This window comes from Dinoroseobacter sp. S124A (assembly GCF_049801015.1).
GTDB lineage: Bacteria > Pseudomonadota > Alphaproteobacteria > Rhodobacterales > Rhodobacteraceae > Dinoroseobacter.
Window position 1 is genome coordinate 866,772 of sequence record NZ_JBNAGD010000001.1, and the last position, 19,374, is coordinate 886,145.

Annotated in this window: 20 protein-coding genes; 19 read left to right on the plus strand and 1 reads right to left on the minus strand. The window is 63.6% G+C overall.

The window, feature by feature from the left end; all coding sequences use genetic code 11:
• Positions 1 to 23 precede the first annotated feature (23 nt).
• The 19 genes from ACP15I_RS04280 (at position 24) to ACP15I_RS04370 (ending at position 17,594) form a co-directional block, all read left to right on the plus strand.
• Entirely contained in the window at positions 24 to 734 is a 711-nt protein-coding gene (locus ACP15I_RS04280; protein WP_424974023.1) for an endonuclease, read from the plus strand.
• On the plus strand, positions 731 to 961 hold the full coding sequence (locus tag ACP15I_RS04285; protein WP_424974024.1) for a DUF5337 family protein: 231 nt from the start codon (positions 731 to 733) through the stop codon (positions 959 to 961). The genes ACP15I_RS04280 and ACP15I_RS04285 overlap by 4 nt, the downstream gene beginning before the upstream one ends.
• Positions 962 to 964: 3 nt before the next feature.
• Positions 965 to 2,266, plus strand: coding sequence for an NADH-quinone oxidoreductase subunit NuoF (gene nuoF / locus ACP15I_RS04290; RefSeq protein WP_424966667.1), 1,302 nt, complete (start codon positions 965 to 967; stop codon positions 2,264 to 2,266).
• A 27-nt stretch (positions 2,267 to 2,293) separates the two neighbouring features.
• Positions 2,294 to 2,569 (plus strand): hypothetical protein, encoded by a 276-nt coding sequence (locus ACP15I_RS04295; RefSeq protein ID WP_424974025.1) that lies wholly within the window; start codon positions 2,294 to 2,296, stop codon positions 2,567 to 2,569.
• Positions 2,570 to 2,595: 26 nt separating this feature from the next.
• Positions 2,596 to 2,967, plus strand: coding sequence for a DUF5333 family protein (locus ACP15I_RS04300; protein WP_424974026.1), 372 nt, complete (start codon positions 2,596 to 2,598; stop codon positions 2,965 to 2,967).
• Entirely contained in the window at positions 2,964 to 3,467 is a 504-nt protein-coding gene (locus ACP15I_RS04305; RefSeq protein WP_424974027.1) for a DUF3291 domain-containing protein, read from the plus strand. The genes ACP15I_RS04300 and ACP15I_RS04305 overlap by 4 nt, the downstream gene beginning before the upstream one ends.
• Positions 3,468 to 3,470: 3 nt before the next feature.
• The gene (gene nuoG, locus ACP15I_RS04310) at positions 3,471 to 5,489 is read left to right on the plus strand and encodes an NADH-quinone oxidoreductase subunit NuoG (RefSeq protein ID WP_424974028.1); all 2,019 of its coding nucleotides are present in this window, start codon (positions 3,471 to 3,473) and stop codon (positions 5,487 to 5,489) included.
• A 272-nt stretch (positions 5,490 to 5,761) separates the two neighbouring features.
• Positions 5,762 to 6,799, plus strand: coding sequence for an NADH-quinone oxidoreductase subunit NuoH (gene nuoH / locus ACP15I_RS04315; RefSeq protein WP_424966662.1), 1,038 nt, complete (start codon positions 5,762 to 5,764; stop codon positions 6,797 to 6,799).
• Between the two features lie 2 nt (positions 6,800 to 6,801).
• Positions 6,802 to 7,296 carry an NADH-quinone oxidoreductase subunit NuoI gene (gene nuoI, locus ACP15I_RS04320; RefSeq protein ID WP_424966661.1) on the plus strand — a complete coding sequence of 165 codons (495 nt, stop codon included), beginning with the start codon at positions 6,802 to 6,804 and terminating at the stop codon, positions 7,294 to 7,296.
• On the plus strand, positions 7,293 to 7,703 hold the full coding sequence (locus ACP15I_RS04325; RefSeq protein WP_424966660.1) for a carboxymuconolactone decarboxylase family protein: 411 nt from the start codon (positions 7,293 to 7,295) through the stop codon (positions 7,701 to 7,703). Before nuoI ends, ACP15I_RS04325 begins: the two co-directional genes overlap by 4 nt.
• Positions 7,700 to 8,314, plus strand: coding sequence for an NADH-quinone oxidoreductase subunit J (locus ACP15I_RS04330; protein WP_424974029.1), 615 nt, complete (start codon positions 7,700 to 7,702; stop codon positions 8,312 to 8,314). The genes ACP15I_RS04325 and ACP15I_RS04330 overlap by 4 nt, the downstream gene beginning before the upstream one ends.
• A gap of 114 nt (positions 8,315 to 8,428) precedes the next feature.
• The gene (locus tag ACP15I_RS04335) at positions 8,429 to 8,905 is read left to right on the plus strand and encodes a hypothetical protein (RefSeq protein WP_424974030.1); all 477 of its coding nucleotides are present in this window, start codon (positions 8,429 to 8,431) and stop codon (positions 8,903 to 8,905) included.
• A gap of 82 nt (positions 8,906 to 8,987) precedes the next feature.
• Positions 8,988 to 9,293, plus strand: a complete 306-nt coding sequence (gene nuoK / locus ACP15I_RS04340; RefSeq protein ID WP_012177998.1) for an NADH-quinone oxidoreductase subunit NuoK — start codon at positions 8,988 to 8,990, stop codon at positions 9,291 to 9,293.
• Positions 9,294 to 9,297: 4 nt separating this feature from the next.
• Complete coding sequence (nuoL, locus tag ACP15I_RS04345) at positions 9,298 to 11,391, plus strand: NADH-quinone oxidoreductase subunit L (protein WP_424974031.1); 2,094 nt, start codon at positions 9,298 to 9,300, stop codon at positions 11,389 to 11,391.
• Positions 11,391 to 12,941, plus strand: a complete 1,551-nt coding sequence (locus ACP15I_RS04350) for an NADH-quinone oxidoreductase subunit M (RefSeq protein ID WP_424974032.1) — start codon at positions 11,391 to 11,393, stop codon at positions 12,939 to 12,941. The genes nuoL and ACP15I_RS04350 overlap by 1 nt, the downstream gene beginning before the upstream one ends.
• An 11-nt stretch (positions 12,942 to 12,952) precedes the next feature.
• Complete coding sequence (gene nuoN / locus ACP15I_RS04355; RefSeq protein ID WP_424974033.1) at positions 12,953 to 14,392, plus strand: NADH-quinone oxidoreductase subunit NuoN; 1,440 nt, start codon at positions 12,953 to 12,955, stop codon at positions 14,390 to 14,392.
• Positions 14,382 to 15,137 (plus strand): biotin--[acetyl-CoA-carboxylase] ligase, encoded by a 756-nt coding sequence (locus ACP15I_RS04360; RefSeq protein WP_424974034.1) that lies wholly within the window; start codon positions 14,382 to 14,384, stop codon positions 15,135 to 15,137. Before nuoN ends, ACP15I_RS04360 begins: the two co-directional genes overlap by 11 nt.
• Before the next feature lie 16 nt (positions 15,138 to 15,153).
• Entirely contained in the window at positions 15,154 to 15,924 is a 771-nt protein-coding gene (locus tag ACP15I_RS04365; protein ID WP_424974035.1) for a type III pantothenate kinase, read from the plus strand.
• Positions 15,924 to 17,594, plus strand: a complete 1,671-nt coding sequence (locus ACP15I_RS04370) for a ribonuclease J (RefSeq protein WP_424974036.1) — start codon at positions 15,924 to 15,926, stop codon at positions 17,592 to 17,594. Before ACP15I_RS04365 ends, ACP15I_RS04370 begins: the two co-directional genes overlap by 1 nt.
• Positions 17,595 to 17,791: 197 nt before the next feature.
• Here the strand turns inward: ACP15I_RS04370 and ACP15I_RS04375 are convergent, their stop codons facing one another.
• Positions 17,792 to 19,264 carry a DEAD/DEAH box helicase gene (locus ACP15I_RS04375; RefSeq protein WP_424974037.1) on the minus strand — a complete coding sequence of 491 codons (1,473 nt, stop codon included), beginning with the start codon at positions 19,262 to 19,264 and terminating at the stop codon, positions 17,792 to 17,794.
• Between the last annotated feature and the right edge of the window lie 110 nt (positions 19,265 to 19,374).

Below are 19,374 nucleotides of genomic sequence, written 5' to 3' on the forward strand. Positions count from 1 at the left end.
TCTGAAAAAGGGGGAGAACTGGAATGACGACACAAAACAACGACATGACCTGCACCATCATCTGCTGGGCGATCGGCATATTACTGGGCGCGCTGACGGCGGCTGGGCTGATGGTTGTAGGCTGGTCATTCCTGCAAGGTGCGTTCATGGGCGCGATTGCCTGGCTCATTGTCGGCGGCGCGCTGAGCATCATGGTCTGTGGCCAGGGCGGACGCCCGCAAGGTCGGGTCGAGGCGCTGCAAGCCGAGATGGACGCGGCGCGTGCCCGTGTGCAGGGCGGTGCGCCGACCCCGAGCGCGGAGCCCGCGCCGACCGTGCCCGCCATGGCAACCGGTGTCGTGAAACCGTCGACCCCGCTGGCGGGGGAGGCTGAACTGGCCAGCCGCAAGGGCTCCTGGACCTATTCCAATGGGGCCACCGAGACTGCGTCGGCCGAGGCGGAGGGCAAGCCTGCAACCCTATCGGCAGCCCGAGACGGCAAGGCGGATGACCTCAAGAAGATCAAGGGCGTCGGACCCAAGCTCGAAGGCGTGCTGAATTCCATGGGGTTCTACCATTTCGATCAGGTCGCGGCCTGGTCTGAGGCCGAGCTGGCCTGGGTGGATGAGAACCTCGAAGGCTTCAAGGGGCGCGCCTCGCGCGATGAATGGGTGGCGCAGGCCAAACTGCTCGCCGGTGGCGGCGAGACGGAGTTTTCCAAACGGGTCGATGAGGGCGACGTGTACGACACATGACCCAAGGCCCGGATCCCGAAGAGCAGGCCCGCGTCATGCAGGCCCGCACCGCCGCCATCGTGGTCGCTGCCACGATGGTGCTGTGGATCGGGGCGAACTTTGCGGGAAGGGAATTGGGCCTGCCGGTCCGGTTTGTCTTCCTATTCGATTTTGCCGCACTGGCAGCGTTCTTCTGGGCGCTGGTGGTGGGGTTCAGGCTCTGGCGATCGCGCCAGGCGAAGGAGTGACAGATGCTGCAAGATCAGGACCGGATCTTTACCAATATCTACGGAATGCATGACCGCACTCTGGCCGGTGCCCGCAAGCGCGGGCATTGGGACGGCACGGACAAGCTGGTTCAGATGGGTCGCGATGACATCATCAAGATCATGAAGGATAGCGGGCTGCGCGGTCGCGGCGGCGCGGGCTTTCCGACGGGTCTGAAATGGTCCTTCATGCCCAAGGGCAGTGACGGGCGGCCCCATTACCTTGTGGTGAATGCCGACGAGTCCGAGCCGGGCACCTGCAAGGACCGGGAGATCATGCGCCATGATCCCCATACCCTGATCGAGGGCTGCCTGATCGCGAGCTTCGCGATGGGCGCCCATGCCTCCTATATCTATATCCGCGGCGAGTATATCCGCGAGCGCGAGGCGCTGCAGGCGGCGATTGACGAGGCCTATGACGCGGGCCTTCTGGGCAAGAATGCCGCCGGGTCCGGCTGGGATTTCGACCTCTATCTCGCCCATGGGGCGGGGGCCTATATCTGTGGCGAGGAAACCGCGCTGATCGAGAGCCTCGAAGGCAAGAAGGGCATGCCCCGGATGAAGCCGCCCTTCCCGGCGGGCGCGGGTCTCTATGGCTGCCCGACCACGGTGAACAACGTGGAATCTATCGCCGTTGTGCCGACCATCCTGCGCCGTGGCGCGGACTGGTTCGCGCAGTTCGGCCGTCCGAACAACGCGGGCACCAAGCTCTTTGCGATCTCGGGCCATGTGAACAACCCCTGTGTGGTCGAAGAGGCCATGTCGATTTCCTTTGAGGAGCTGATCGACAAGCATTGTGGCGGCATCCGTGGCGGCTGGGACAACCTCAAGGCGGTGATCCCCGGCGGGTCTTCGGTTCCCTGTGTGCGCGGCGAGAACATGCGCGACGCGATCATGGATTTCGACTACCTGCGCGGCGAGCTGGGCTCCGGCCTTGGCACGGCGGCGGTGATCGTGATGGACAAGGATACCGACATCATCAAGGCGATCTGGCGTCTGTCCAAGTTCTACAAGCATGAGAGCTGCGGCCAGTGCACACCCTGCCGCGAAGGCACGGGTTGGATGATGCGCGTGATGGACCGTCTGGTGCGCGGCGAGGCCGAGGTCGAAGAGATCGACATGCTGTTCGACGTCACCAAGCAGGTCGAGGGCCACACCATCTGCGCGCTTGGCGATGCTGCCGCTTGGCCGATCCAGGGTCTCATCCGCAACTTCCGCGACGAGATCGAAGACCGCATCAAGGCCCAGAAATCCGGGCGCGTCTCTGCAGCAATGGCGGCGGAGTAAGGTCGCGGATGGGTTCCGTCATTCAACATGTATGGGCTCGGTGGCCTCGACCCGAATGGTGGGCTGTGCCATCTGTGCAGCGCGCGGAACACACCCGGGTTCGGCGTGATAACCTGTGCGCAATGCGGAACGGAGCTGGCTCCGGACCGGCAGCGGGACCTGAAACAACCGAAACCGTGGCACTGGAAGGTGTTCTGGGGGCTCTCCGCGCTGATCCTTTGCGCGGCCATGGCGTCCAACCCGGAGGTTCGACAGGCCGTCAAGGAATTCTGCATTCCTCTGTCGCAAAGCTCCGGACCGTGATCCGTGTCGGTCTGATATCGGCTTTGATGGCGGGTCCTGCAGTCGCGGAAACGCTGCGCCCGGCGCCGAGCTATTACACCAATACGGTCTTTGCCGTGACCATGGCCGAGGCTCTGGCCCAGGGGTGTGGCGCGTTGGGCCTGAACTTCTTTGCCGTTCAGAGCCAGCTCGAGATGCTGGAGGCGCGGCTGGGCGAGGATGGGTTCGACACGGACGAGCCGTTCGATCAGATGATCGATCCGACCCCGATCTTTACCAGCATGCAGCAGGATTTCCTGACCCAGTATCCGATCGAAGGGGCCTCTCGGTCGGAGGTCTGTGCGGCGGGTCGTACCGAGATCGGCGAAGATACCCTGATCGGGATGCTTCTGATCGATGAAAAGGCGCTTTCCGAATGACCGCGCCTGCCGGATATCACCTGGCGCAGGTCAATGTCGGTCGGCTCAGGTCCGACACGAACGATCCGCGCGTGGCCGAATTCATGGCCAATCTCGACCGGGTGAACGGGTTGGGCAAGCGGATGCCGGGCTTTGTCTGGATGATGGAAGGCTCAGGCGAGCCGGGCACGGGCAATACCGAAGCCAAGATCGATGGCGATCCGCGTTTCGTGTCCAACCTGACCGTCTGGGAGGATGTGGAAAGCCTCGAACGCTTTGTCTGGGGCACGATCCACAAGCAATTCTACGAAAAGCGCGCCGAGTGGTTCGAAACCCTCGGTGAGATGCATTTCGCAATGTGGTGGGTCCCAGAAGGTCACCGCCCGAGCCTGGATGAGGCTCTGGCGCGGCTCGACCATCTCAAGACCCATGGAGACAGCGACCACGCCTTTGGCTGGTCTTATCTGAAAGAGGCGCGCATGTGGCAGACCCATGCTTGCGCGCCCGTAGCGGCGGAGTAACCCATGTCTGACCTGCGCAAGATCGAGATCGACGGGATTGAGATTGAAGTGGACGGGGCGATGACCCTGATCCAGGCCTGCGAGGAAGCGGGGATCGAGATCCCGCGCTTTTGCTATCACGAGCGCCTGACCATCGCCGGCAACTGCCGGATGTGCCTTGTCGAGGTTGTCGGCGGCCCGCCCAAGCCCGCGGCCTCTTGTGCGATGCAGGTCAAGGACCTGCGCCCGGGGCCCGAAGGGCAGCCGCCCGTGGTCAAGACGAACTCGCCCATGGTCAAGAAGGCCCGCGAAGGGGTGATGGAGTTCCTGCTGATCAACCACCCGCTGGATTGCCCGATCTGCGATCAGGGCGGCGAATGCGACCTGCAGGATCAGGCGATGGCTTACGGTGTGGATTTCAGCCGCTTCCGCGAGGCCAAGCGCGCGGTCGATGATCTGGATCTCGGCCCGCTCGTGGGCACCGCGATGACGCGCTGCATCTCCTGCACGCGCTGCGTGCGTTTCACGACCGAGGTCGCGGGCATCACCCAGATGGGCCAGACCGGCCGGGGCGAAGATGCCGAGATTACCAGCTATCTCAACCAGACGCTCGACAGCAATTTGCAGGGCAATATCATCGACTTGTGCCCGGTGGGCGCGCTGACTTCCAAGCCCTATGCCTTCACCGCCCGCCCGTGGGAGCTGACCAAGACCGAGACCATCGACGTGATGGACGCGCTTGGCTCGAACATCCGCGTGGACACCAAGGGCCGCGAAGTGATGCGGATCATGCCGCGCAACCATGACGGCGTGAATGAGGAGTGGATCTCCGACAAGACGCGTTTCATCTGGGATGGCCTGCGTCGGCAGCGGCTTGATACGCCCTATATCCGCGAGAATGGCAAGCTGCGCCGGGCGAGCTGGCCCGAGGCGCTCTCGGCGGCAGCGGCGGCCATGAAGGGCAAAAAGGTTGCCGGGATCGTCGGCGATCTCGTCTCGGTTGAGGCGGCCTACGCGCTCAAGCAACTGGTCGAGGGGCAGGGCGGCGTGGTCGAGTGCCGGACCGATGGCGCCAAGCTGCCGGCGGATAATCGTGCGGCCTATGCCGGGACCGCCACCATCGAAGATATCGACACGGCAGAGATGATCCTGCTCGTGGGCACCAATCCGCGGCTCGAAGCGCCGGTGCTAAACGCACGGATCCGCAAGGCCTGGGCGGCCGGGGCCGATGTGGGCCTGATCGGCGAAGCCGTTGATCTGACGTATGATTACGTCCATATGGGCACGGATCGCGCGACGCTTTCCGCCGCTCTGGAGAAGGGGGTTTCCGAGGACACCCGCGAGAAGGACTCCATCGTCATCATCGGGCAAGGCGCCCTGAACGAGGCCGATGGGGCCGCAGTTCTCGGTCACGCCATGGCCTTCGCCGAGGCATCAAATTCCAAGCTGCTCGTTCTGCACACGGCGGCCGGTCGGGTGGGCGCGCTGGATGCGGGCTGCGCCAATGACCGGGGTATGGAGGCCGTGTCCGAGGCCGAGGTGATCTACAATCTCGGGGCCGATGAGGTGGAAATCGCACCGGGTGCTTTCGTGATCTATCAGGGCAGCCATGGCGATCGGGGCGCGCATCGCGCGGATCTCATTCTGCCCGGCGCCGCCTATACCGAGGAGCAGGGGCTCTTCGTGAACACCGAGGGCCGTCCGCAACTGGCCCTGCGCGCGAATTTCGCACCGGGTGACGCGAAAGAGAACTGGGCGATCTTGCGCGCGCTGTCGGCGGAGATGGGCGCGACCTTGCCCTTCGACAGCCTGGCGCAACTGCGCAAGGCACTGATCGCTGATGTGCCCCACTTGGCGCAGATCGACGAAGTGCCGGAAAACACATGGCAGGCGCTACCCACGGGCACGCTCGGCAAGGCCGAGTTCCGCAACGTGATCCGCGATTTCTATCTGACGAACCCGATTGCGCGCGCCAGCGCCCTGATGGGCGAATTGACGGCCATGGCCAAAGCCCGCGCCGAGGCCCCGATGGCCGCAGAATAAGGGCGTAGGCCGGGCTTGGACCCGGCCACGCAGGCCCCCGGGATCCTTTGTGATCACAGGGCAAACCATCTCGGCGGAAAAGTGCGCGACAAGTCCGCACAACCCGGGTCTGAGGGATGGTCAAGGCAGGCGGGATACGGTTTACACCCGTATACCGACGCTGCACCGCAACGAGGGATTTTGGCCGGTTCGACCGTCCTGATCCGACGCAATGAAGGGGATCAGGCGGGGCCCCGAACCCCGTCCGGACCAAAAGGGCGATGTGAGGAAACATGGCTGATTTCTTTTCCACTGGACCGGGCATTGCCGTGCTCATAATTGCACAATGCCTTGCTGTGCTGGGCTTTGTGATGGTCTCGCTGCTGTTCCTCGTCTATGGCGACCGCAAGATCTGGGCGGCTGTTCAGATGCGCAAGGGCCCGAACGTGGTCGGCGCCTTCGGCCTGTTGCAGACCGTGGCGGATGCGCTGAAATACGTGGTCAAGGAAGTGGTCGTGCCCGCGGGGGCCGACAAGCCGGTCTTCATGCTGGCGCCGATGACCTCCTTCGTGCTGGCGATGATCGCCTGGGCGGTGATCCCGTTCAACGATGGCTGGGTGCTGGCGGATATCAACGTCGCGATCCTTTATGTCTTCGCCGTCTCCTCGCTTGAGGTGTACGGCGTCATCATGGGCGGCTGGGCGTCGAACTCTAAATACCCGTTCCTCGGCTCCCTGCGCTCGGCGGCGCAGATGATCTCTTACGAGGTGTCGATCGGCCTGATCATCATCGGCGTGATCCTCTCGACCGGGTCGCTGAATTTCGGCGATATCGTCGCGGCGCAGGATGGCTCCTTCGGGTTCTTCAGCTGGTACTGGCTGCCGCATCTGCCGATGGTCTTCCTGTTCTTCATCTCGGCGCTGGCCGAAACCAACCGCCCGCCCTTTGACCTTCCGGAAGCGGAATCCGAGCTCGTGGCCGGTTATCAGGTGGAGTATTCCTCAACGCCCTTCCTGCTCTTCATGGCGGGCGAGTACATTGCGATCTTCCTGATGTGCGCGCTGATGACGCTGCTCTTCTTCGGCGGCTGGCTGTCCCCGATCCCGTTCCTGCCGGACGGTCCGATCTGGATGGTGGGCAAGATGGCGATCTTCTTCTTCCTCTTCGCGATGGTGAAGGCCATCGTCCCGCGCTACCGCTACGACCAGCTGATGCGGCTGGGCTGGAAGGTCTTCCTGCCTTTCTCCCTCGCATGGGTCGTGTTCGTGGCCTTCGCGGCACAGTTTGAACTCTTCGGCGGGGCCTATGCCCGCTGGGCAATCGGAGGCTGACCATGGCGCAGATGGACTACACCCGCGCGGCCAAGTACTTCCTGCTGATGGACATTTTCGCGGGCTTCAAGCTCGGGTTTAAGTACTTCTTCAAACCCAAGGCGACGCTTGCCTATCCGCATGAAAAAGGCCCGCTCAGCCCGCGGTTCCGCGGCGAGCATGCCCTGCGCCGCTACCCGAACGGGGAAGAGCGCTGCATTGCCTGCAAACTGTGCGAGGCGATCTGCCCGGCCCAGGCGATCACCATTGATGCCGAGCCGCGCGATGACGGATCCCGCCGCACGACCCGCTACGACATAGACATGACCAAGTGCATCTATTGCGGCTTCTGTCAGGAAGCCTGCCCGGTGGATGCGATTGTCGAGGGCCCGAATTTCGAATTCGCCACCGAGACCCGCGAAGAGCTGTTCTACGACAAGGACAAGCTGCTGGAGAATGGCGCCCGCTGGGAAGCCGAGATCGCCCGTAACCTAGAAATGGATGCGCCCTACCGATGACCGATAGCTCAAATCCATTCGCGGCGCTCATGGAACAGTCCCAGGCCTGGGCCAAGGCCATGAACCCGGCCCTCGAAAGCTTCACCCCCAAAGGGTTCGAAAAGCTCTGGCCGACCGTGCCGGCCGAAGTCATGGAAGCCATGATGGGCCAGACCTTCAATCCCGGGGGGCTCGACAGCAAGACCCGTCTGCTGCTGACCCTGGGCGGGCTGACCGTCCATGGCGCGCAGGCCGAGGCACAGATCCGCATGACCGTGCGCCATGCCGTCGAGGCGGGCGCCACCAAGCAGGAGATCGCCGAGACCATTGGCCAGATGGCCATGTTCAGCGGCATCCCCGCCATGACCAAGGCCATGGAGCTTGCGACCGAGGTACTGGACGAGACCAGCGAGGAGGAGCAGGAATGACCGTCGCGGATATCACCTTTTATCTCTTTGCGCTGACCGTTGTGACCGCCGGGCTTTTTGTGACGCTCGCGCGCAACCCGGTGCATTCGGTGCTCTGGCTGATCCTCGCCTTCCTGTCTTCCGCGGGGCTGTTCGTGCTTCTGGGCGCGGAATTCGTCGCGATGCTGCTCATCATCGTCTATGTGGGCGCGGTCGCGGTGCTGTTCCTCTTTGTGGTGATGATGCTCGACGTGGACTTCGCCGAGCTCAAGGCCGAGATGGCGAATTACATTCCCATGGCAGCCCTGATCGGGATCATTCTGCTCATGCAGCTGGTCATGGTCTTCGGGAACTGGACCTTCTCGCCCGAGGCGCTGGCCCAGCGGGGCGCTGTGGCGCCGGACCTCAACGAGGTGCAGAACACCGCCGCCCTCGGTCAACTGATCTACGACGATTACATCCTTCTCTTTCAGGCTTCGGGTCTGATCCTGCTGGTGGCGATGGTGGGGGCGATCGTGCTGACCCTGCGGCACCGGGTGGACGTCAAGCGCCAGAACGTGATTGCCCAGATGCACCGCGATCCGGCCAAGGCGATGGAGCTCAAGGATGTGAAGCCGGGGCAGGGGCTCTAACCCGCCCAAAGGACTTGCGCTGATCCCGGCCAACCGGGGCGGCGCGCGAGACGAACGGGGCCGAACTGGCCCAGAGAGCAACGACCGAGGGACAAAATGGTCGAAGGACACCAGATGCTGCGCCAAGCCGGGGCCGCCATGGCCCTGTTCGGAGCCAGCGTTCCCATGGCGAACGCGCTCGATCTGGCCGCGTGCACCCGGACGACGCATATCTCCCATGGGGGCGAGGACGGGCACCGGGATCTGGGCGCAGGCCGGGTGATGTACCGGGTCTGGTGGTCTCAGGAGGGCACGTTCTCGGATTACGTCGTCGCGGAATGCGACACCGGCCGGGCCCTGGTGACCCGCGCCGCCGAGGAACGCATGAGCGCCCGCGCGCCCTTTGACCGGACCCCGGCCGTGACCCGCGTTCTGGACACCCATACACGCCGCGACCCGATCTTCTTTGATCTGGACCGGCTTGCAGGCGCACTGCGCCACACCGGACGAGATACCCGGATCGAGACCCTGAGCGACGAGCCCTGCGCCTGCGCAGTGGCCTACCCGCAGGCCCGGTCCGGCTGGGCGCCGTTCTCGGAGGGCGCGCAATGAGCGACAGAATTTGGATGCAAACGGCGCGCTCGGCGCGCCATCGGACCGGGGCACCGCATGTCCGCGGGACGGGAGAGAAGATATGATCGGACTTGAGCATTACCTGACGGTGGCCGCAGCGCTGTTCGTCATCGGCATTTTCGGCATTTTCCTGAACCGCAAGAACGTCATCGTCATCCTGATGTCGATCGAACTCATGCTTCTGGCGGTGAACATCAACCTCGTGGCCTTCTCGGCCTTTCTCGGGGATCTGGTGGGGCAGGTCTTCACCCTGTTCGTGCTGACCGTTGCCGCTGCGGAGGCCGCGATCGGCCTCGCCATCCTCGTCTGCTTCTTCCGCAACCGCGGAACGATCGCGGTCGAAGACGTTTCGAACATGAAGGGCTGAGCACATGGAAACGATTATCCTCTTTGCCCCTCTGGTCGGCGCGCTGATCTGCGGGTTCGGCTGGAAGTTCATCGGCGAGAAACCGGCGATGATGGTCTCGACAGGCTTCGTCTTTCTCTCGGCGCTTCTGAGCTGGGTCGTCTTTTTCACCTTTGACGGCACAACCGAGCAGGTGCAGATCCTGCGTTGGATCGACAGCGGCTCGCTGGCCGCGGATTGGTCCATCCGGCTCGACCGGCTGACGGCGATCATGCTGATCGTGGTCAACACGGTCTCGGCGCTCGTGCATCTCTATTCCTTCGGCTACATGGATCACGATCCGCAATGGCGCGAGGGCGAGACCTATAAACCGCGTTTCTTCGCCTATCTGAGCTTCTTCACCTTCGCGATGCTGATGCTCGTGACCTCCGACAACCTGGTGCAGATGTTCTTCGGATGGGAGGGCGTGGGCGTCGCCTCTTACCTCCTGATCGGGTTCTACTGGCGCAAGCCTTCGGCCGGGGCTGCAGCGATGAAGGCCTTCATCGTCAACCGGGTCGGGGATTTCGGCTTCGCGCTTGGCATTTTCGGGCTGTTCTACCTGACCGACAGCGTGAACTTCTCGGATATCTTTGCCGCCGCGCCGGAACTGGCCGAGACGCAGATCCACTTCCTATGGACCGAGTGGAACGCGGCGAACCTGCTGGCCTTCCTGCTGTTTGTCGGGGCCATGGGGAAATCGGCGCAGCTCTTCCTGCACACCTGGCTGCCGGACGCGATGGAAGGCCCGACGCCCGTATCGGCCCTGATCCACGCGGCGACCATGGTGACCGCGGGCGTCTTTCTGGTCTGCCGCATGTCGCCGGTGATGGAATTCGCGCCCCAGGCCATGACCTTCGTCACCTTCATCGGCGCCACAACCGCGTTTTTCGCGGCGACCGTGGGCCTCGTGCAGAACGACATCAAGCGCGTGATCGCCTATTCGACCTGTTCGCAGCTGGGCTACATGTTCGTGGCGGCCGGTGTGGGGGCCTATTCGGTGGCGATGTTCCACCTCTTCACCCACGCCTTCTTCAAGGCGATGCTCTTCCTCGGCGCGGGCTCGGTGATCCATGCCATGCACCACGAGCAGGACATGCGAAACTATGGCGGGCTGCGCAAGAAGATCCCTTATACCTTCGCGGCGATGATGATCGGCACGCTGGCCATCACCGGCGTTGGCATTCCGCTCACGGGCTGGATTGGGTTTGCGGGCTTTGCCTCCAAGGATGCCGTGATCGAGAGTGCGTTTGCAGGCACCAACCCGGCGCATATGTACGCCTTCTGGATGCTGGTGATCGCGGCCCTCATGACCAGTTTCTACAGCTGGCGTCTGATCTTCCTGACCTTCTACGGCACGCCGCGCGGGGACAAGCACACCCACGAGCATGCCCATGAGAGCCCCAAGGTCATGCTGATCCCGCTGGGCGTTCTGGCCCTCGGGGCGGTGTTCGCCGGGGCGATCTGGTATGGCAGCTTCTTCGGCCACACGGATCAGGTCGGCAAGTTCTACGGCGTGCCTTACGCCGAAGAGCAGAGCGAAGAGGGTCATGGGGACAGCCACGGCGAAGATCATGCCGAGGACCACGGCCATGGCGAGCATCACTATGTGTTTGCGGGCCAGCCGGGTGAGGGCGCGCTCTATATGGGGCCCGAGAACACGGTCATGGCCGATGCCCATGAGGTGCCGAAATGGGTCAAGCTGAGCCCCTTCGTGGCCATGCTGATCGGTCTCGGTTTGAGCTTCCTGTTCTACATCCACAAGCCGAGCCTGCCCAAGACCTTCGCGGAGGCGCTCTGGCCGGTCTACAACTTCATCTACAACAAGTGGTATTTCGACGAGATCTATGACGCGGTCTTCGTGAAACCAGCCAAGGCCATCGGCCGGTTCCTCTGGACCAAGGGCGATGGGGCCACCATCGATGGTGGGATCAACGGGCTGGCGATGGGGATCATTCCCTTCATCACCAGGCTCGCGGGCCGGGCGCAGTCGGGATACCTCTTTCACTATGCCTTCGCCATGGTGCTGGGCATCACGATCCTGGTCACCTGGATGATGATCGGGGGCGGAGCAGAGTAATGGACAACCTCCTTTCCATCATCACCTTCATTCCGGCGGTCGCGGCCCTGATCCTTGCGGTCTTCCTGCGCGGCAATGACGCCGCCGCACAGCGCAACGCCAAGTGGCTGGCGCTGATCGCGACCTCGGCGACCTTCGTGCTGTCGCTCTTCCTGCTGGCCGGGTTCGATCCGCAGAACACCGGGTTCCAGTTCGTCGAAGAGCGTCCCTGGGTGCTCGGCCTGACCTACAAGATGGGCGTCGACGGGATCTCGATCCTCTTCGTGATGCTCACCACCTTCCTGATGCCGATCACCATCGCGTCCTGCTGGACCGTCGAGACGCGGGTGAAGGAATACATGATCGCCTTCCTCGTGCTCGAGACGCTGATGATCGGCGTGTTCTGCGCGCTGGACATGGTGCTCTTCTACCTCTTCTTCGAGGCGGGCCTGATCCCGATGTTCCTGATCATCGGCATCTGGGGCGGGGCGAACCGGATCTATGCCAGCTTCAAGTTCTTCCTCTACACGCTGCTCGGCTCGGTGCTGATGCTGGTCGCAATGATCGCGATGTATGTGGATGCCGGCACCACGGATATTCCGACCTTGCTGAACCACCAGTTCTCGACCGGGACGATCGACGTGCTGGGCGTCCACATCATCGGCGGGATGCAGGTGCTGCTCTGGCTGGCCTTCTTCGCGAGCTTCGCGGTGAAGATGCCCATGTGGCCGGTCCATACCTGGCTGCCGGATGCCCACGTGCAGGCCCCGACCGCGGGCTCCGTGGTGCTGGCGGCGATCCTGCTGAAGATGGGGGGCTACGGCTTCCTGCGCTTCTCGCTGCCGATGTTCCCGGTGGGCTCCGAGATCATGGCGCCGCTGGTCCTGTGGATGTCGGCCATCGCGATTGTCTACACCTCGCTCGTGGCGCTGGTGCAGTCGGACATGAAAAAGCTGATCGCCTATTCCTCGGTCGCCCATATGGGTTTCGTGACCATGGGGATTTTCGCGGCGAACCAGCAGGGCGTGGATGGCGCGATCTTCCAGATGATCAGCCACGGCTTTATCTCCGGCGCGCTCTTTCTCTGCGTCGGCGTGATCTATGACCGGATGCACACGCGCGAGATCGACGCTTATGGCGGCCTCGTGAACCGCATGCCCGCCTATGCGCTGGTCTTCATGCTGTTTACGATGGCCAATGTGGGCCTTCCGGGCACCTCGGGCTTCGTGGGTGAATTCCTGACCTTGGTCGGCGTGTTCCAGGTCAACACCTGGGTGGCCTTCGTGGCGACCTCGGGCGTGATCCTGTCGGCGGGCTATGCCCTGTGGCTCTACCGTCGGGTGGTCTTTGGCGATCTGATCAAGGAGAGCCTCAAGACGATCTCCGACATGACCCTGCGGGAGCGCGCAATCTTCGCCCCGCTGATCGTGATGACCATCCTGCTGGGGGTCTATCCGAGCCTGGTCACCGACATCATCGGCCCCTCCGTCGAGGGGATGCTGACCCAATACACCGCGCAGGTGGAGGCGTTCGAGCCGGCCACCATGGTCGCGGGCAGTGCTGCACATTGAGGATCTGAGCCATGATTTCCCAAGATATCTCGGTCGTCATGCCGGAAATTGCCCTGGCGATCTTCGCCATGGGGGCGCTGATGTTCGGCGTCTACACGGGCAAGGACCGCACGGCACCTTTCCTGACCTGGCTCACCTCGGCGGTCTTCGTCGCACTTGCCTTCTGGATCGCGCTCTCGGGAGCGGGGGACCGGACGGCCTTTGGCGGCATGTTCGTGGATGACAGTTTTGCGCGCTTTGCCAAGGTGACGATCCTGCTCTCGGCGTCGGCCATTCTGCTCATGAGCCAGGACCACATGACCAAGCTCGGGATCCTCAAGTTCGAGTATCCGATCCTGATTGCCCTGTCGGTCATCGGGATGATGATGATGGTGTCGGCGGGCGATCTGATGGCGCTCTATATGGGGCTCGAGCTGCAATCGCTCTCGCTTTATGTGGTGGCCTCGCTGCATCGCGACGACACGCGCTCCACCGAGGCGGGTTTGAAATACTTCGTGCTGGGCGCGCTCAGCTCGGGGATGCTTCTTTATGGGGCGAGCCTGACCTATGGCTACGCGGGCACGACGCTCTTCTCGGGCATCATCGCCACGGCGGGCGAGGACGGGATCTCTCTCGGGCTGCTCTTTGGCCTCGTCTTTCTGACGGCGGGTCTGGCCTTCAAGGTCTCTGCCGCGCCGTTCCACATGTGGACGCCCGACGTCTATGAGGGCTCGCCCACACCGATCACCGCGCTCTTCGCCACTGCGCCCAAAGTTGCGGCGATGGCTCTCTTTGCGCGGGTCGTGCATGACGCCTTTGGCGGCTATGTGGGCGACTGGCAGCAGATCGTGGCCTTCCTCGCCGTGATCTCGATGTTCCTCGGCGCGATTGCCGCGATCGGACAGACGGATATCAAGCGCCTGATGGCCTATTCCTCGATCGCCCATATGGGCTTTGCCCTGATGGGGCTCGCGGCGGGTACCGTCGAGGGCGTGCAGGCGATGCTGATCTACATGGCGATCTACGTGACCATGAATATCGGCACCTTTGCCTTCATCCTGTCGATGGAGAAAGACGGCGTCGCGGTCACTTCCATTGCCTCTCTGAACCAGTTCGCCAGCAAGGAGCCGACCAAGGCGATGGCGCTCCTGCTCTTGATGTTCAGCCTCGCGGGGATCCCGCCGCTGCTGGGCTTTTTCGGCAAGTATACCGTGCTGCTCGCGGCTGTGGATGGCGGCCTGACATGGCTGGCCATTGCCGGTGTGATCGCCTCGGTGATCGGGGCGTTCTACTACCTGCGGATCGTCTACTTCATGTATTTCGGCAAGGAGACCGACGCGCTGGAGGGCGGGATGCCCATGGTGCAATACGGGTTCCTGATGGCCTCGGCGATCATCATGCTTGCGGGCATCGTAAACTTCTTCGGGGTCGAAGGCATGGCGCTGGCGGCAGCGGAATCGCTTGTCCGCTGACCTGAGCTGGCCGCACGGGGTCGCCAAGCGCGTCCTCGAGGAGGTCGACAGCACAAACGCCGAAGCGATGCGGATCGCTTCGGAGATCACCGGTCCGACCTGGATCCTCGCCAAGCGCCAGACTGCGGCACGCGGGCGGCGCGGCCGGGCCTGGGCCAATCCCGAGGGCAATTTTGCTGGCACGCTGGTGATGCGCCCGATCGAGAGCCCCGATCAGGTTGCCCTGCGGTCCTTCGTGACGGCGCTGGCCCTGCGCGACGCGCTGGTGCTGGCCACCGGACGGCCCGAGGCCTTTGCTTTGAAATGGCCCAATGACGTGCTGCTGAATGGCGGCAAGCTTGCTGGTATCCTGCTCGAGACAACGGGGCATGTCGGGGCGCTGACCCTCGCCATAGGGATTGGTGTGAACCTCGCCGAAGCCCCGCCGCCCGGGGATGTGGAGCCGGGTGCGCTCGCCCCGGTTTCGGTCGCCGGTGAAACCGGCATCCGCATCGCCCCCGAAGAGTTTCTCGACCTGCTCGCCGCCTGCTACGCCACGCGCGAGGCAAGCTTCACCACCCATGGCTTCGCACCCATCCGCACCGCCTGGCTTGCCTCGGCGGCCCATCTCGGCGCGCCGATCCGCGCGCGCACGCTGACGGATGAGTATCACGGCACATTCGAAGGGATCGGCCCCGATGGCGCCTTGATCCTGACCACAGGCTCCGGCCCGCTGCACCTGCCAGCGGCGGATGTCTATTTCTGAGACAAGGGGGCAGCCCATGCTTCTGGCAATCGATTGCGGCAATACCAACACGGTGTTTGCCATCCATGACGGCACCGAGTTCATCGCGGTTTGGCGCACGGCCACCGAACACCAGCGGACCGCCGATCAGTATTACGTCTGGCTCTCAAGCCTGATGCAGATGCAAAAGCTCGAGGTGGAGATCACCGAGGTGATCATCTCGTCAACCGTGCCTCGGGTGGTGTTCAACCTGCGGGTCCTGTGTGATCGCTATTTCAACTGCCGCCCGCTGGTGGTGGGCAAGGCCGGCTGCACCTTGCCGGTGGATGTGCGCGTGGATGAGGGCACGCAGGTGGGGCCGGACCGACTGGTCAACACCGTGGCGGGCTACACGCAGTTCGGCGGCGACCTGATCGTGGTGGATTTCGGCACGGCCACGACCTTTGACGTGGTGGCCAAGGATGGCGCCTATATCGGCGGGGTGATCGCGCCCGGGGTCAATCTGAGCCTCGAAGCGCTGCATAATGCGGCGGCGGCGCTGCCCCATGTGGATGTCTCCAAGCCGGAGGCGGTGATTGGCACGAATACGGTTGCATGTATGCAATCGGGTGTGTTCTGGGGCTATGTGGGGTTGGTTCGCGAGATCTGTGCGCAGATCCGGGCCGAGCGGGATCGTCCGATGCGGGTCATCTCGACCGGCGGGCTCGCCCCGCTCTTTGCGCAGGGCGCAGATTTGTTTGATGCGTGGGTGGATGATCTGACGATGCAAGGGCTCGTCACGATCAACGCCCACAATAGAGAGGCGTAATGGCAGAGCGATTGATCTATCTCCCCCTCGGTGGCGCGGGTGAGATCGGGATGAATGCCTATGTGTATGGGTATGGTGAAGCGGGGCGCGAGCGGCTGATCCTGGTGGATATTGGCGTCGCGTTCCCGGATATGGACAGCACACCCGGCGTGGACCTGATCACGGCGGATGTGTCCTGGCTGGCCGAGCGGGCCGATCAGCTCGAAGCGATCTTCATCACCCACGCCCATGAGGACCATGTGGGCGGCCTCGGCCTGCTGCATCCCAAGCTCAAGGCGCCGGTCTATGCGCGCCCCTTCACCGGCGCGATCGCGCAGCGCAAGATGGACGAGAAAGGGCTCGATCCCGAGCTCGTCAAGATCGTCGGCGCCTATCCGGAGGTGGTCGAGGCCGGACCCTTCAAGGTGTCCTACCTGCCGGTGTCGCACTCGATCCCCGAGGCGGCGGGCCTCGTGATCGACAGCCCGGCGGGCCGCGTGATCCATACGGGCGATTTCAAGCTCGACCCGACGCCGATTGTCGGCGAGGCCTTTGACCCCCAGCTGTGGGGCGATGTCTCCAAGGATGGGGTGCTGGCGCTGATCTGCGACAGTACGAATGTCTTCTCGCCCAAGCCGGGCCGTTCCGAGGCGGATGTGGCACCCGAGCTCAAGCCGCTGGTCGCCGAGGCCGGGGGCATGGTCGTGGCAACGACTTTCGCGTCCAATATCGCGCGCCTTCAATCCCTGGCCGAGGCCGGGCGCGATGCGGGCCGCTCGGTGGTTCTGCTGGGCCGGGCCATGAAGCGCATGGTCACCGCCGGGGTCGAGAGCGGTGTGCTCACCGATTTCCCACCCACGGTCGCGCCCGAGGCGGCCTCCGAGATCCCGCGCGAGAACCTGATGCTGATCGTCACCGGCAGCCAGGGGGAACGGCGCGCGGCCTCGGCCCAGCTGGCCCGTGGCAAGTATCTGGGCTTTGAGCTGGCCGAGGGGGATCTGTTTGTCTTTTCGTCCAAGACGATCCCGGGCAATGAAAAGGGCGTGGCCCGGATCATGAACGCGCTCAGCGAGAAGGGCGTCGATCTCGTCGATGACGAGGGCGGGCGCTACCACGTCTCGGGCCATGCGAACCGGCCCGACCTGTTGGAGCTGCACCGCATCGTGAACCCGAAACTGGTCGTGCCCATGCATGGCGAGCATCGCCATCTGCGCGCCCATGCGCGTCTGGCCGAGGGCAATGGCCGCACGGGGATCCTTGCGCCCAATGGCTCGATGGTCGTGCTGAGCGGCAACAAGCCCGGCGTGACGGAGTATGTCGATACGGGGCGGACCTATCTCGACGGATCGGTGCTGGTCGGGGCGTTTGACGGCGTGGTGCGCGACCGGATTAAGCTGGCGCTCAACGGGCATGTGGTCGTGGCGATCATCATCGATGAGGGCGATGACCCGATCGAGGATGCCTGGGCCGAACTGCGCGGCTTGCCCGAGGTCGGGGCGAGCAAGGCGGATATGCAGGAGCTTGTCGAATACGAGGTCGGGCAGACCCTGATCCGCGCCAACCGCAAGACCCTCGATGATGACGGCAAACTCGAAGAGGCGGTCACCCGCGCGGTCCGGCAGATCTGTCAGACTGAACTGGGCCGTCGGCCAGAGGTGAGCGTTCTCATCTCACGCCTGATGGCGGAGTAATCCGGTTGCGCAGCGCAGGTGACGGGGACCTCCCGGCGCCTGCGCGCGCCCCGCGCCAGACCAAGCCGACACTGGCATGAAACTCCGCGTGACTTGCGCGGCGTAACCCAACCAACATGAAGAAAAACTCCGCGCCGCGATCCGCGCGCGCACCGGTCATGCGGGATCAAAAAAGGGCTCCGGAAGGAGCCCTCTGATCAGCTGCCGCTGCGTTCGCTGAAACTGCGGAGCAGGAAATCCGGAACGTGATCGCCCATGCCCACCTGGCCCGGGCCTGCGTCGCGCCCACGGCCCTTGCGGCCACGGCGGGGCGCGTCGGCGGGTTTGGCCGCTGGAAGAACCGCGTCCGGGATGGGCGGTTCGATTACCTCGACTTCCTCTGCGACGGCGGTCTCGACCACCTCTGGCGCGGGCTTGGCCCGGCTGCGCGAGCGGCGGGGACGCTTGGGCGCCTCGTCGGTATTCGCGCTTTCGCTGTCACTCGAGCGGCGGCGGCTCGTCGGTTCGCGGCGCTCGATCTCGGGGGCCTCGACCCGCGGGATTTCCAGCTTCACCAGATCCTCGATCGCCGTCAGCAACTTGTCATCCGCCGGCACTGCCAGCATCAGGGCCGTGCCCTTGCGGCCCGCGCGGCCCGTGCGCCCGATCCGGTGCACGTAATCCTCGGAATGGCTGGGCACGTCGAAGTTGAACACGTGGCTCACATTGGGAATGTCGAGCCCGCGTGCGGCCACATCCGAGGCCACCAGAAAACGCAGGGAGCCATCGCGGAACCCATCCAGGGTCCGCATCCGCTGGCTCTGTTCCAGATCGCCATGGATCGGCGCGGCGTTATAGCCATGCTTGATCAGCGACTTGGCGACCACATCCACATCCATCTTGCGATTGCAGAAGATGATCGCGTTCCGGCACTCTTCGCCCTCGCGCTCGATCAGCGCCCGCAGCATGTCGCGCTTTTCCTTGAAGGCCGTAGCCCGGTCGCGGCGCGACGGTTTGAACTGCACGAGCCCCTGGGTGATCGTGTCCGAGGTCGTGGATTGCCGCGCCACCTCGACCCGGGCCGGGTTGCTGAGGAAGGTGTTGGTGATCCGCTCGATCTCGGGCGCCATGGTGGCGGAGAAGAACAGGGTCTGCCGGGTGAAGGGGGTGAGCTGAAAGATTTTCTCGATATCGGGGATGAAGCCCATGTCGAGCATCCGGTCCGCCTCATCGACAACCATGACCTTCACATCCGTGAGGATCAGCTTGCCGCGCTCGAAATGGTCGAGCAGCCGCCCGGGCGTCGCGATCAGGACGTCCACGCCCTTGTCGATCAGCAGGTCCTGCTCCTTGAAGGAGACCCCCCCGATCAGCAGCGCCTTGGTCAGCTTGGTATGCTTGGCATAGATGTCGAAATTCTCGGCGACCTGCGCGGCCAGCTCCCGGGTGGGGGCCAGCACGAGGCTGCGCGGCATGCGCGCCCGGGCCCGGCCCTTGCGCAGCATGGTGATCATCGGCAGCGTGAAGCTCGCCGTCTTGCCGGTCCCGGTCTGGGCAATTCCCAGAACGTCACGGCCCACCAGCGCGGGCGGGATCGCCTCGGCCTGGATCGGGGTCGGGGTGTCGTACCCGGCTTCGGATATGGCTTTGAGTACCTTAGGATCGAGGTCCAGGTCAGAAAATTTCGTCATGTGCGTCCATGGTTTACGGCATCGGACCGTAGGGGGTGAGGACGCAATCTCTGAGCGTCCGCGGGCGGTTATCCACAAGGATGACGGGGACATAGCTCAATTCGGCGGGG

What these genes read in the sequence shown, in the direction of transcription:
- nuoN (WP_424974033.1), top strand. Translation starts at nt 12,953, where the DNA reads ATGATTTCCCAAGATATCTCGGTCGTCATGCCGGAAATTGCCCTGGCG.
- ACP15I_RS04325 (WP_424966660.1), top strand. Translation starts at nt 7,293, where the DNA reads ATGACCGATAGCTCAAATCCATTCGCGGCGCTCATGGAACAGTCCCAG.
- ACP15I_RS04330 (WP_424974029.1), top strand. Translation starts at nt 7,700, where the DNA reads ATGACCGTCGCGGATATCACCTTTTATCTCTTTGCGCTGACCGTTGTG.
- ACP15I_RS04280 (WP_424974023.1), top strand. Translation starts at nt 24, where the DNA reads ATGACGACACAAAACAACGACATGACCTGCACCATCATCTGCTGGGCG.
- nuoH (WP_424966662.1), top strand. Translation starts at nt 5,762, where the DNA reads ATGGCTGATTTCTTTTCCACTGGACCGGGCATTGCCGTGCTCATAATT.
- ACP15I_RS04305 (WP_424974027.1), top strand. Translation starts at nt 2,964, where the DNA reads ATGACCGCGCCTGCCGGATATCACCTGGCGCAGGTCAATGTCGGTCGG.
- ACP15I_RS04285 (WP_424974024.1), top strand. Translation starts at nt 731, where the DNA reads ATGACCCAAGGCCCGGATCCCGAAGAGCAGGCCCGCGTCATGCAGGCC.
- ACP15I_RS04370 (WP_424974036.1), top strand. Translation starts at nt 15,924, where the DNA reads ATGGCAGAGCGATTGATCTATCTCCCCCTCGGTGGCGCGGGTGAGATC.
- nuoG (WP_424974028.1), top strand. Translation starts at nt 3,471, where the DNA reads ATGTCTGACCTGCGCAAGATCGAGATCGACGGGATTGAGATTGAAGTG.
- nuoI (WP_424966661.1), top strand. Translation starts at nt 6,802, where the DNA reads ATGGCGCAGATGGACTACACCCGCGCGGCCAAGTACTTCCTGCTGATG.
- nuoK (WP_012177998.1), top strand. Translation starts at nt 8,988, where the DNA reads ATGATCGGACTTGAGCATTACCTGACGGTGGCCGCAGCGCTGTTCGTC.
- ACP15I_RS04335 (WP_424974030.1), top strand. Translation starts at nt 8,429, where the DNA reads ATGCTGCGCCAAGCCGGGGCCGCCATGGCCCTGTTCGGAGCCAGCGTT.
- ACP15I_RS04375 (WP_424974037.1), bottom strand. Translation starts at nt 19,264, where the DNA reads ATGACGAAATTTTCTGACCTGGACCTCGATCCTAAGGTACTCAAAGCC.
- ACP15I_RS04295 (WP_424974025.1), top strand. Translation starts at nt 2,294, where the DNA reads ATGTATGGGCTCGGTGGCCTCGACCCGAATGGTGGGCTGTGCCATCTG.
- ACP15I_RS04365 (WP_424974035.1), top strand. Translation starts at nt 15,154, where the DNA reads ATGCTTCTGGCAATCGATTGCGGCAATACCAACACGGTGTTTGCCATC.
- ACP15I_RS04350 (WP_424974032.1), top strand. Translation starts at nt 11,391, where the DNA reads ATGGACAACCTCCTTTCCATCATCACCTTCATTCCGGCGGTCGCGGCC.
- nuoF (WP_424966667.1), top strand. Translation starts at nt 965, where the DNA reads ATGCTGCAAGATCAGGACCGGATCTTTACCAATATCTACGGAATGCAT.
- nuoL (WP_424974031.1), top strand. Translation starts at nt 9,298, where the DNA reads ATGGAAACGATTATCCTCTTTGCCCCTCTGGTCGGCGCGCTGATCTGC.
- ACP15I_RS04300 (WP_424974026.1), top strand. Translation starts at nt 2,596, where the DNA reads ATGGCGGGTCCTGCAGTCGCGGAAACGCTGCGCCCGGCGCCGAGCTAT.